The organism is Deltaproteobacteria bacterium (assembly GCA_016208165.1).
In the GTDB taxonomy this organism is placed as follows: Bacteria; Desulfobacterota; Desulfarculia; order JACQYL01; family JACQYL01; genus JACQYL01.
In genome coordinates, this window is record JACQYL010000103.1 from 1 (window position 1) to 12742 (window position 12742).

Here is a 12742-nt window from a genome sequence, read left to right on the forward strand (position 1 = left end):
ATCACCGTTCAGGTTCAGGGCGAACGGGCCCTGAGAAAACAGACGCGGTATGTCTATTTCTTTGATCAGCCTCCGTACATCTTTTTCAGACCCTCGAAGCCCAGCGAATAAACGCCTTCGACGATCTTTTTCGCTTCCGCTTCCGGCGCGCCTTTGGGTACGAAGGTGCTCGACCAGACCACTTCGCACTTATCTCCGCCCAGGTCTCGCACCTGCACGGTGGCCAAGTACTTTTCAAGGGGCAGCGGCGACTTGACGATGGAATAGGTGAGGCTTTGGGTCTTTGGGTCCAGGCTTTCGAGCTTTTCGACGATCTGGCCGCCATCACCCAGGGTGAGCGTTCTCAACGCGCCCACGCCGGAGCCCTGCATCGTGCTCTTAACAATGGCCGCTACGAATTTCGGGAGACCGTTGAAGTCACTGATCGTCTTCCACACTTCCCCGGCCGAAGCTTTAACCGTAGTATTCATCGAGACCTTTGCCATTTCTGCCTCCTCTTTTTAGGTTGAAAAATATGTTCTTGGGTTACGAATGTACGTCTAATTGCTTAGCTGCTTTCCAACCGCGCAAACGCATGCTCATTCCGGAGCGCCGACCATCTAAATCATCCGCTCTTCGGAAAAACGAGACACAGGTAACTCGAATCCACGTCCTTCTCGGGGTTTCCGAAACTACGAACGTTCCATCCACCGCCTTTATCATAGTACACAAGAGGCTTCTTTAATGCCAGAACGTTTTTTTGGGGGGACCGCAGAAGGGCCAAAAGAGTGGGACCGGCGCCTGCTTCATCCGTGCGGGTGGAAAGTGGATGTTCTCCGACCGAATAGCCGCCTCGATGTCGGAAATCGCCAAGGCGCCGTCCGTTTGATTGCGAAGGGGTCGAGGATGGATTCCGGCCAATGCGGCGGATCCTCCCTGCTCGTACATGTACGTATGGGAAAGATCACCCAGGATGACCTCGTCGCCGCGGCCGCAATGGACCATGAGTCCGGCCGGATTGCCCATGGCGCCGCTGGCCACGAACAATCCCGCTTCTTTGCCCAGGCGGCTTGCCGCCATTTCCTCCAATCGATTTACGGTGGGGTCTTCACCGAAAACATCGTCTCCCACCTCCGCTTCAGCCATGGCGCGGCGCATTGCCGCGGTCGGCTTTGTAATGGTATCGGATCGCAGATCTACAATGCGCAATTCGCCTTTCCCCCGCGCACCGCCCGAGGCGACGTGACTATATGATCGTAGTTTGAAAAGGGTTCGTCTTCTTCATGGAAAAGCATCTTTGTCCGCCCTTTATTCAAGTCGGAAGCTGTTCTAAGCTCCCCTGGTTCACCCTAAGCGGCCTCCGCATAGAGATTCCTACCGAAATCTATTTTCGCCCAACTGGAATACCTCCGCTGCAATGGACTTAATCCATGCAGGACTTGATTGGAGGCACACGCAGTATAATATATGAAAAAACCGGTCATTGAATCCGAATGTGAATAGCCCGAAGGTAAGTTATCGCTTGACATCAATCAGTTACACCATTTCCCTGCCCCTTTCGCCCGAGTTTGGCAAGTAGTCCGGGCTTTCCTTTTCTGGCAATCATCGCTCTCATCATGTCTCCGGAGTTCTCGGCATGATCGGCAATGGAACCGATGATTTCCGAAAGCCTGACCGTATGAAATACGGTGATGGGGTCCTTCTCAATGGTAAACAGTTTGAGTTTCAATTCATCTTCTATCTTGTCCGCTTCATGTTCTCTTTTACGTAGATTATGAATAATGTCTTTTACAATTCTGCGCTGCTTTTCAGAATAACTATCAAAATACTTCTTTGCCTCTGAGATCATTCTGCTCAAATCCTCCATGGGCTCGATCACAGAGTCCACCAGCAGGAACAGATCCTTTTGCAGTTGTTCCTGAATGGTCGGCTTAGGCCTAAGGGAGATCCAGTCGAGCGCATCCTGGACCGAGTCAAGAACCTTATCTTGCTCTCTTATGTATAAGAAAAGCTCGAATTTAGTTACGGGCATCCATGTCCCTTTGGGGATGTGGCCTCGAATCCTCCGTTTAATAGCATCCGCTTCATTCTCCAGTTTTGAGACTTCCTGACGCAGCGTTTCAAATTCCTCGCATTGGTCGGAAACATAGCATTCCACAGCCTGTTGAAACACCCAGCCACATTCCTTTATTTTTTCCGCGTGTTCCAGTAACGCTTCAAAAGGCGAGGTGATAAATAATGAACGAAGCCAGATACGCATTGTGCTCTCCTGAAACAAATAAGTTCAGATTAAGATTCCTTCAACCGATTGTCCGTGGTGCTTTCTTCAAAAGATTCTCTGAATACTGAAATAAGGTTGTGTGTTTGCCCGGAGATGTTTAGAGCGTTTTCAAGTAATGCATAAAAAATGATGCTCAAGCGAGTTTTTGATTCAGCCTTTTCTATCCGTGTTACCTGGTTTTTGTCGAATTCGGTGACGAGAATTCTTATTTTGTCGCATTGGTTTGTAATATAATCATAATCGACCTTTTTCCTCCTCATGAGCATGATTGAAGTGTTCCACAAGAGACGTGTCAAGAGGGTCTTTATTTTCCGGAGTTCTTCTTTCTGTTCTTCCATGAAACCCGTGTGATAATTCTCAAAGTGCTCGCACGTGCGCATGATGATATCTCTGTGGCTGTCAGCAATGGACTGCAATGCCCGAACAGAGTGTGAGTATTGGTAAGTACTATCCACATCTCCTCTTTGAACAAGGAAAAGCGTCTTGAAGATGTTCTCAACAATAATATTGGTTCGCTTCTGAATTCGTTCGGACTCACGTCTTGTGTTTCGCAAGTTTTCCAAGTCCTCTGAAGATGCTGCCTCGAAACAAACCGTCAGATTGTCGCTGATATCTTTCAAAAAAAGCCCGGTCTGCTCAAAGGTGGCTCCAATGGCCGTATCCGGGTTGTCAAGCGCCTGGAGGCTGAAGGCCTCCATTGCGCTGCTTTCCTCTTGTCTTCTCAAATGGTGACGATAGTTGGAAAAGATCAGAAAAGATCCGAACAGCAGTAAACCGAAGATGGCGAAAAGCTTTAGAAAATGAAGAATAAAAGCAAAAACGAGGGCAGTGGTGAACGCCGCAAACGCTGTAAGAAACCAGCCTCCAATAACGGCCATCACTCCGGTCACTCTATAAACAGCGCTTTCCCTTCCCCAGGCCTGGTCTGACAAAGAGGTACCCATTGCCACCATAAATGTGACATAGGTGGTGGAAAGAGGAAGCTTCAGTGACGTGGCGAATGAAATGATTGCGCTTGAGACGATCAAGTTCACCGAGGCCCTCAGCAAGTCGAAAGAGGGCGGCTTACAGTCTAGTGAAGGAGTCTTCTTGCAGGCTGCATTTAAACGGGAGGAAATTCTCTTCTTCAAAGGCGCGGGTATAAGTCTCCTCATAAAAACTGAAGCCGTATACGCCATGCCCACGATAATGCGCGACAGATTCGACGAGCCAAAGCGTTCAATCCCTTCGTCCTGCCTGGATAGACTGACCTCTGTCTCCGTGACCGTCTGCGCTTTTCTCGACAGCCATAAGGTGGCGACCATTATTGCACCGGCAAGCAGGAGTAATAGAGTATCCGTTCGGATAGGTCTTTCCATGGCCTCCATGGTCGCCATCAAGGGATTACTTGTGCCTGAAGCAAAATCATAGGCGCCCATTCCAGCCAAGGGGACTCCGATGAAATTCACCAGGTCGTTGCCGGCAAAAGCCATTGCAAGGGCAAAAGTTCCCACGAGCACGATGGGTTTGAGAATGTTGATTTTTGTAAAAAGCGTCAAGAACTGAAATACGACACCAAAAAATACAAAGCTGGTCACAAGAATCGTCCAGGAATGCGTATTAAACCAGGAGACTGTTTCGGGCGAAAGGAAGGAGGCTCCTTTCGCCCCTTTTATCAGAATGAAATAGGTGATCACGGACAGGGCCACCCCCCCCCACACACCGCCATATCGCTTCAACCGCTTTTCATAGTCAAATGTAAAGAGAAGACGGGACGCAAACTGGGCAACGACGCCGCAAGAGAATGCAATCACAACGGAGAGAAGGATTCCCATAATAATGACAAGTGCTTTGCCGGTGTTGATATATTCCACGAGCCTTACATAACTGTCGCCATCCATGTGAATTTTTACTATAGAGACGGCCACGGCGGCGCCTAACAGCTCAAAGACAATGGATACGGTCGTAGATGTGGGAAGGCCGAAGGTATTGAAGAGGTCCAGCAAGAGGACATCCGTGATCATTACGGCAAGGAAAATGGTAATCAGCTCCGGCATGAGAAAGAACTTCGGGTGAAATATGCCCTTCCTTGCCACCTCCATCATTACGCCGTCATCAAATGGAACACCTGGTTGCACCGAGCGGATAACCGGTCTCTTTTGACCGGATATTCTTCTTGAATCGCGAACGCCGCCCCTCGCAAACCGCGTCCAAAGCCCCTCATGCCGCCTGCTTGAGCAAGTCCGAATGCCCGGCCCCTCCGTTCGAGAGCACTCTTGGCTCTGTCGGGGGAGCGGCAACACATAGACCCACATTCGCAACCGTTTGACACACTACGCGTGTCGTTTTTTCGTGTCAAAAGATTTCTCGGCGGCGCTCACCCTTGCAGAGAAATGTCCGGTGAGGGCGGCAACGAGGGATCTCTGATGCCGCCTGTATTTGTCGACGCTCGGCGTTGTGGATCTCGTTGGCTGAAGCAATTCTGCCGCTCTATCAAGCGCCTATTTGAAAGCGAAATCCCGTTCAAGCCGTTTTTCCGAATGACTCAGGGCGCGCCGTAAGGCGAGTTTCAAATCTGTCCCGTCTGCGTACGCGCCGGTTTTCATACTTGACACGGAAATCGCATACTGTATACATGTAAGGTCAGTCCTGCCATCATCCCTGGCAAACGTTCCCGGTCCAACCTCCCAAAAGGCCCCGTACCCTATATGAAGAGGCGCCGTTATGGACGTGTTCTCCGGAATTACGGTACTGTCGTTGGAACAGGCCACCGTGCTGCCTTACCTGACCTATCGTCTGGCGCTGGACGGAATGAACGTCATCCGCGTCGAGCATCCCGTTTACGGAGATCCGAACCGTCTGATCGGCGACAACGTGCTGAATGAAGAACGGATGAACGCCTATTTTCTACCCATTAACGGGGGCAAGAAGGCGGTGACCCTGAACCTGGCCGAACCGGAAGGCCGGGAACTTCTCCTGGATTGCATACGGAAGCTCGATGTGGACATTTTCGCCACGAATCAGCTTCCCAAGAACTACGACAAGCTGGGTGTCGGATACGATGCCCTCAGGGCCGTCAAGCCGGACATCATCTGGTTGGGGATAACGGGATTCGGTCCGGAATCCAACGAAGTCGCATACGATCCGATTCTCCAGGCCCGGAGCGGTCTTATGGAGCTTACGGGGGAGGCCGAAGCCGCTCCCCAAGTGCTGGGTATTCCTCTCCCGGACATGGGAGCTTCCGAACATGCCTACGGTCTGCTGATGAAGGCCCTGTACAAGCGGGCTCGGACCGGTCTGGGTGATCGCATAGATCTGGCCATGTTCAGAAGCTCCGTTTCGTGGCTGACGGTTCCGCTGTGTCTGGCCGCCAGTTTCAAGAGAGTGGTCACCCGCCGGGGAAACACGCACGAATTCTTCGCGCCGGTGAGCGTGTTCAAGACGCGTGACGGATACCTGTACATTGCCGTGGGAAACGACCGTCAATGGGAGTCTCTGACTCGAATTCCCGCCTTCTCCTCTCTGAATCGAAAAGAGTACGCCGTGAACGAAGGCCGCATACGGGACGTTCGCCAATTGAACCGGGAATTGGCCGACGTCATGGAAAATCATACCTTGGAGGAGTTGATTGGCTGGTTCAATCAGGCCAACGTGGCGGCTTCCCGCATCAACACCATTCCCGAGGTACTGGAGGAGCCGGCGGTTCGCGACTCGACCTTGAGGTCGAAGGATCCTCGAACGGGCATGGAGATCCTCCTGGCGCCTCCGCCGTTCGATACGGAGATCGTTCGTTCCTCCGATAGACGGGTTTCATTTCCACCACGATTCGGGGAACATAACGGGGAGATCTTCGGGCGGCAAATGGGGGTTTCCGAGGAACGGCTGTCAGTGCTAAAGGAACGAGGGATTATTTAAACGCTTGCGAAACGTGAGGCAAGCCAGTACAGTCCACTCACGTGCGTTTTTTCCCGAGGGCCGAGGATCCTGTAGACTTGTAGGGGCGGTTCGTGAACCGCCCGAACCAACCGACAACCCCTTGATCGACGTACCTGCCGCATGATTCTCCAGTTCGTCATAACCGGCCTTACCGTTGGCAGCATTTATTCGTTGGTGGCGCTCGGATTCTGCGTGGTGCACAACGCTACGGGAATCGTCAACTTTGCCCAGACGTCGTTCATCATGCTGGGCGGGATGATGATGATCACCTTTCTGAACTGGATGCACGTTCCTCTGGCGGCGGCTTTTCTCCTCTCCGTTCTCGCGGTGACAGTCGTGGGCGGACTCCTCGAGCGCATGGCCGTCAGACCCGCCCGTTCGAAAGAACCCATTGTGTTGATTTTTATCACCATCGGGGCCGCTATTCTGATGGAAGGCGCGAGCATGATGGTGTGGGGAAAGCGACACATGACGTTTCCCTCCTTTTCAGGAGACAATCCCATACATCTTTGGGGGGCCACAATTATGCCTCAAACCTTGTGGATCGTCGGCATTACCGTGGTCACATTCGCTGTGCTGCAGATGTTTTTCAAATACAGTATCCTGGGTAAGGCCGTGCGTGCGGTGTGCGCCAACCGGAAGGCGGCCGCCCTGGCCGGGATCAATGTCAACCGGATGATCATGCTCGCTTTTGGGATGAGTGGGGCGCTGGGGGCCACGGCAGGGATCATTATTACTCCGATCACCGCCACCTCCTACGATTTCGGTCTGATTGTCGGACTGAAGGGGTTTTCCGCGGCCATCCTTGGAGGGTATGGGAATTTCCTGGGAGCCATTGTGGGGGGCCTGATGTTGGGTGTGCTGGAATCGCTGGGAGCGGGATTCGTGTCTTCCGCTTACAAGGACGCCATTGCTTTTGTCGTGCTGTTGCTGGTGCTGTTTGTCAGACCCAGGGGCCTGTTGGGCGGCGTCGAAGCGGAGCGGGTTTAGCGGATATGCGGAGATCGGATTTCATCTATATGGGGGTTCTCGCCGCGCTCGTTTTTCTGTATCCCCTGCTGGTGAGCAACTCCTACTACGTATTGGTGGCCAATATCGTAGGCTTGAACGTGATTGTAGTCACCGGGCTCAATCTGCTGATCGGCTATACGGGGCAGATCTCTCTGGGACACGGGGCCTTCTTTGGACTGGGTGCGTACATCTCGGGAATTCTCACGACCGTCTATGGTTTTCCCCCCTGGCCCACCATGGTGCTGGCCATGATCGTAACGGGCCTTGCGGCCCTGATCATCGGAATCCCCGCCCTCAAGCTGAAGGGCCATTATCTGGTCATGGCGACCTTGGGGTTCAACGTGATTGTGTACATCTGCATGATCGAGATGGAGGAACTTACCGGGGGGCCGTCAGGGTTGTCCGGGATTCCCAATTTGACCCTCGGCGGGGTCGCTTTGGACAGCGACCGGGCCATGTACTGGACGATCTGGATTACGGCGTTTCTGGTAGTGGTGGGAGGGTTGAACCTGGTCCATTCCCGCGTGGGCCGGGGGCTCAAGGCTATACACGGCAGCGAAGTGGCGGCGGCGGCCCTCGGGGTCAATACACGCGCCTTCAAAATCAAGATTTTCGTGGCCAGCGCGGTATTGGCGGCCCTGTCCGGATCTCTGTACGCACACTACATAACGTTCGTCAGTCCCAAAACGTTCGATTTCTTCTATTCCATTCGCGTGGTGATCATGGTGATCATCGGCGGCATGGGCAGTATCTGGGGATCGATCTTCGGTGCGGCGCTGCTGACATCGCTTCCGGAACTGCTCGAAATGGTCGAGGAGTACAGTGTCCTGGCCTATGGGCTGATTCTGGCGGTAGTCCTCATATTCTTCCCGCAGGGACTTCTGCCCGGTCTGGCGGATCTGGTGCGAAGGCGCCGCCAAAAGGCCCTGGTGTTCGCGGATGAGGATCAGCCATGAAAGAACTGCTTCGTATCGAAACGTTATCCAAGGAATTCGGCGGGGTTACGGCCCTTTATGAGGTGGACTTCCACGTTGACCCGAAGGAAATCGTAGCGCTCATCGGACCCAACGGCGCAGGAAAGACCACGGCCATCAACATTATAACCGGCGTCTACCGTCCGACGTCGGGGAGCGTCTTTCTTGCGGGGCGAGGTATTTCCTCCCTCGAGCCGCATCGAATCGCCGGGCTGGGTGTGACCCGGACTTTTCAGAACATTCAGGTGTTTCACAACATGACCGTTCTGGAAAACGTCATGGTGGGGCTGCACACCAGAACCCGTTGCGGCTTTTTGAGCGGTTGCCTGCACGCTTTCGGACATCGACGGGAAGAGCGCGAGGTGGAACGACGGGCCACGGAGGTGTTGAGCCTCATGGGACTCCGGGACCACAAGGATTTGCCGGGAAACGCGTTGCCTTACGGATTGCAGAAGCGGCTTGAGATGGCCCGAGCCTGGGTGAGCGGCCCCCGGATTCTTCTGCTGGATGAGCCTGCCGCCGGTCTCAACACCAGAGAAACGGAAGAAACCGCGGAGATGATTGCCAGGATTCGAAATGCGGGTACGGCCGTGTTGCTGGTGGAACACAACATGGATCTGGTCATGGGCATATCCGATCGGGTCATTGTCCTGAATTACGGACGAAAGATTGCGGAGGGCCGTCCCGAGGAAGTCCGGGGTTATCCTGAAGTGATCGAGGCCTATTTGGGGAGCGACCACGATGCTTGATCTGGATCGCGTCACTTCCTGCTATGGCCCTATCCGGGCCCTCAAAGACGTCTCGATCATGGTGCACGAGAATGAGATCGTCGCCATCATTGGCGCCAACGGAGCGGGTAAGAGCACCCTGCTGAATACGGTCAGCGGACTCGTCGTTCCGATTCGAGGACGGATTCTTTTCCGTAATCGGAACGCCACCCGGTTGTCGCCTGAAAAGCGCGTGGCGCTTGGTCTGATTCAAACGCCCGAAGGTCGTCAGTTGTTTCATTCCATGACCGTACTCGAAAACCTGCAAATGGGTTCTTACCTCCGGTATTGGCGCGGAGAAGACCGTGAAATCGAGAGGGATCTCGAACAAGTATTGTCGCTGTTCCCCATTTTAGGGCAGAGGACTCGGCAGTTGGCGGGCACTCTCAGCGGCGGCGAACAACAGATGCTGGCCATCGGCAGGTCTTTGATGGGACGTCCTAGGCTGCTTCTGTTGGATGAACCGTCTCTGGGCTTGGCCCCTCTCGTGGTCCGCGAGATATTTCGAATCATCGCTCGTCTCCACCAGGAGGGAAGGGCCATCCTCCTCGTAGAACAGAACGCCCGGGAAGCGCTTCGCGTTTCCGATCGCGCCTATGTGCTCGAGATCGGCTCGATCCGCCTTTCGGGCTCCAGCGAGACACTGACAGAGGATGCTCGTGTGAAGGAGGCGTTTCTGGGGAAGGGAGCGCGTGCGAAACCTTCAGGATGAAAGAGAGATCATCATGCCCACTACCCTTGGTCGATTGAAGACGAAAAAATCGAAACCGTTAGGTCAAGAGGTATATGAGGCCCTTCGAACATCGATCCTGGTGGGTGAGCTGGCGCCGGATCAACGGCTGATCGAGGAGCAGTTGGCGGCGGAGATGGGCGCCAGCAGGACTCCGGTTCGGGAAGCGATCCAGAAACTCGAGGCCGAAAACCTGGTAACACGCAAACCTAAAGGTGGCTTCATCGTCCGACGTATGAGCATGAAAGATGTTGAGGAGGTTTTTGGAATTCGGGCCGTTTTGGAAGGCTATGCGGCGTTTCTGTCGACCAAGAACCTCAATCGCCAGGCGATAACGAAAATGGAGGAGATTCTCGATAAGTACGATGAGTGCCTCAAAAACGGGGATAACGACGGTATGATCAGGATGGCGACACTATTCCACGATCGCTTGTACCGGACCGCCAAAAGCAACATTCTGCACCAGATGATCGCCCGCCTCCGTGACTATTTTTATCGTTATCGCATGATGCTTCTCGAACTTCCGGGCATGGCCGGGGAGTCCTCTTCCGAGCACCGTCAAATGCTCGAGGCCATGAAACGTGGGGATGCGGAAGGAGCGGAGCGCATGGTGAAGGCCCATATCCTGAAGGGGCAGGAAGTGCTGCTTCGTGAAGCGAAGGCCGGTAATCTGAACCTATAAAGCAGCGCTCGGGCGCAGCGATTCTTTTTGTCCGTACTCCATGGACCACAGAACAGAAGGCGAATCATGACGGGAAGACGAATTCGGGTGCTGGTAGCCAAGCCCGGGTTGGACGGACATGACCGTGGGGCGAAGGTTGTTTCCTTTGCGCTCCGGGATGCCGGCATGGAAGTCATCTACACCGGTTTACACCAGACGTTGGATAAGATCGTGCATGCGGCCATGCAGGAGGACGTGGATGTCATCGGTCTCAGCGTGATGAGCGGCGCCCATTTGCCGATCTGCGAAAAGCTGATAAAAAAGATGCATGAACGGGACATGGATGATGTGCTGGTGGTGGTGGGTGGGGTGATACCCAAGAAAGATGTCCCCAAATTGAAAGCCTTGGGAGTGGGGGGCGTTTTTCCGGGGGGGACCCCGTTCGACACCGCGGTCAGCTTCATCCGGGAGAACGTGAAACGCTAAAGGAGAAGCGGTCATGGGTGTGGCCAAATACATAAAGGACGAGACAGGCGTCATCACGGACGTCGAGTATCAGTCCGGAATTCACGTCAAACCGCTTTACACGCCGGACGACTTGGAGCGTGTCGGGTTCGACTATGAACGCGACCTGGGGGATTCGGGCGATTTTCCATTCACTCGAGGCATCCACCCCCTGGGTTACAGGAGTCGCGCGTGGACCACACGCCAGTATACGGGTTTCGGTACGCCCGAGGAGACGAACGAGCGCTTCAAGCTGATGATCGGACACGGGCAGACGGGTTTGAACGTGGCGTTCGATCTGCCGACCCAGATGGGTTACGATTCGGACCACGAGTTGGCCGAAGGGGAAGTGGGCCGCGTCGGCATGGCGGTGGACACGCTGAGGGATTTCGAGATCGCTTTCAAAGACATTCAACTGGATCGTATCGGGTCCGGTCTGACGATCAACGCCATTGCTTCCATCATGCTGGCCATGTATCAAGCGGTTGGGGAGAAGTACGGCTATTCCGGAGAACGTATCAGCGCCACCCCTCAGAACGACATTCTGAAAGAAATCGTCGGCCGGGGAGCTTGGATTTTTCCGGTCGAACCGTCGGTGCACTTGATCGCGGACACCATCGAATACTCGATGAAAGAACTGCCTCGGTGCAATCCGGTGAGCGTCTGCGGGTATCATATCCGTGAGTCGGGCGCCACGCCGGCTCAGGAAATCGCCTACGCCTTCCAGATTGCCAACGCTTATATCGACAGTGTAGTCCGGAGAGGCTATTCGGCGTCGGATTTTGTGGGTCGGTTTTCATTCAACTTCAATGTTCTGGGCAACCTCTGGGAGCAGGTCGCTAAGTTTCGTGCCGCGCGTAAGTTATGGGCCGTGAATCTGAAAGAACGATACGGCGTTACGGAGAAAAAGAATCTGTTCCTGCGCGGGCTGTTTGGAGGCGGCGGCAGCGGACTCACCAAGGAGCAGCCTGAAAACAACATCATTCGCGGCGCCTACTATGGTCTGGCCGCCGCGTTGGGTGGAGCACAGACCACGGCTTTGTGCTCGTATGACGAGGCTTACACCATCCCCACACCGCACGCGGCGCTCTTGTCTCTCCGAACGCTCGAGATCATCATGGAGGAGGTGGGACTCAGGGACACGGTGGATCCGTTGGCCGGATCGTATTTCATCGAATCCATCACCAGGGAGATGGAAACCAAGATACGGGAAAAGATGGAGCAAATCGATCGCCTGGGTGGAATGGTGAGCGCCGTTTCGTCCGGTTTCGTGCAGAAAGAGGTGGCCGGACAGGCCTATGAGTACGAAAGAGGCCTCCAACAGGGCGTCTACACGAAAGTGGGAGTCAACAAATTCACTGAAGGCGAGACCCGGGAAGTCGAGCTGCACGAGTACGATCCGGCGTCCGCGGAGCGTAAGATCGCGGAACTGAGGAAACTGAAGGAGGAGCGGAGCGGCAGGGAGGTGCTTTCAACTCTCCGGCAACTGGAAGGGGCCGCAAGGAACCGTACGAACGTGATGCCCTTCCTGGTGGATTGCTGCAAGGCGTATGTAACCATTGGTGAAATGACGGACGTGTTCAGGCAGGTATACGGCGAGTTCACCGAGCCCGGGATCTTTTAGCTTGGAAGCGGCGAATGATTCCATGCATCATCCGGGATAGAAGGGACGCGGAATGAGATATAAAATCGGCATTGACGTGGGCGGAACCTTTACCGATTTTTTGTTGACCGCAGAGGACGGATCGAGCAGGACTTACAAGGTGCTTTCCACGCCGGACGATCCGTCCGTCGCCACCATGAAGGGCGTCGAGGAAATGGCTCGGGATCTGGACCTCGATGTAAAGACATTCCTCGAACGCGTGACCGTGATTGTCCATGGCACAACGGTGACCACCAATGCCGTGCTGACGTACACAG

The 12742-nt window shown here is 54.2% G+C and carries 13 protein-coding genes; 9 read left to right on the top strand and 4 right to left on the bottom strand.

Annotated features, from left to right (window positions below; all coding sequences use genetic code 11):
- Positions 1-65: 65 nt before the first annotated feature.
- The 4 genes from HY788_19140 to HY788_19155 all read right to left on the bottom strand — a co-directional run bounded on the left by HY788_19140 (position 66) and on the right by HY788_19155 (position 4554).
- Complete coding sequence (locus tag HY788_19140) at positions 66-485, bottom strand: SRPBCC family protein (GenBank protein ID MBI4776265.1); 420 nt, start codon at positions 483-485, stop codon at positions 66-68.
- 235 nt (positions 486-720) lie between these two features.
- On the bottom strand, positions 721-1188 hold the full coding sequence (locus tag HY788_19145) for a hypothetical protein (protein MBI4776266.1): 468 nt from the start codon (positions 1186-1188) through the stop codon (positions 721-723).
- A gap of 319 nt (positions 1189-1507) precedes the next feature.
- Entirely contained in the window at positions 1508-2239 is a 732-nt protein-coding gene (locus HY788_19150; GenBank protein MBI4776267.1) for a TIGR00153 family protein, read from the bottom strand.
- Positions 2240-2268: 29 nt separating this feature from the next.
- Positions 2269-4554, bottom strand: coding sequence for an inorganic phosphate transporter (locus HY788_19155; protein ID MBI4776268.1), 2286 nt, complete (start codon positions 4552-4554; stop codon positions 2269-2271).
- A 409-nt stretch (positions 4555-4963) separates the two neighbouring features.
- Between HY788_19155 and HY788_19160 the strand changes: the two genes are divergently transcribed.
- From HY788_19160 to HY788_19200, 9 genes are all read left to right on the top strand, one after another.
- Complete coding sequence (locus tag HY788_19160; protein MBI4776269.1) at positions 4964-6154, top strand: CoA transferase; 1191 nt, start codon at positions 4964-4966, stop codon at positions 6152-6154.
- A 141-nt stretch (positions 6155-6295) separates the two neighbouring features.
- Entirely contained in the window at positions 6296-7165 is an 870-nt protein-coding gene (locus HY788_19165; protein MBI4776270.1) for a branched-chain amino acid ABC transporter permease, read from the top strand.
- Between the two features lie 5 nt (positions 7166-7170).
- On the top strand, positions 7171-8142 hold the full coding sequence (locus HY788_19170; protein ID MBI4776271.1) for a branched-chain amino acid ABC transporter permease: 972 nt from the start codon (positions 7171-7173) through the stop codon (positions 8140-8142).
- Positions 8139-8909: an ABC transporter ATP-binding protein gene (locus HY788_19175; protein ID MBI4776272.1), complete on the top strand. Its 771-nt coding sequence runs from the start codon at positions 8139-8141 to the stop codon at positions 8907-8909. The genes HY788_19170 and HY788_19175 overlap by 4 nt, the downstream gene beginning before the upstream one ends.
- On the top strand, positions 8902-9639 hold the full coding sequence (locus HY788_19180) for an ABC transporter ATP-binding protein (GenBank protein ID MBI4776273.1): 738 nt from the start codon (positions 8902-8904) through the stop codon (positions 9637-9639). The genes HY788_19175 and HY788_19180 overlap by 8 nt, the downstream gene beginning before the upstream one ends.
- A 13-nt stretch (positions 9640-9652) precedes the next feature.
- Positions 9653-10339: a GntR family transcriptional regulator gene (locus HY788_19185; GenBank protein MBI4776274.1), complete on the top strand. Its 687-nt coding sequence runs from the start codon at positions 9653-9655 to the stop codon at positions 10337-10339.
- Positions 10340-10405: 66 nt separating this feature from the next.
- Complete coding sequence (locus HY788_19190; protein ID MBI4776275.1) at positions 10406-10804, top strand: cobalamin B12-binding domain-containing protein; 399 nt, start codon at positions 10406-10408, stop codon at positions 10802-10804.
- A 13-nt stretch (positions 10805-10817) separates the two neighbouring features.
- Positions 10818-12446: a methylmalonyl-CoA mutase gene (locus HY788_19195; GenBank protein MBI4776276.1), complete on the top strand. Its 1629-nt coding sequence runs from the start codon at positions 10818-10820 to the stop codon at positions 12444-12446.
- 52 nt (positions 12447-12498) lie between these two features.
- Positions 12499-12742, top strand: a 244-nt coding sequence (locus tag HY788_19200) for a hydantoinase/oxoprolinase family protein (protein ID MBI4776277.1), incomplete at its 3' end; no start/stop codon positions are given.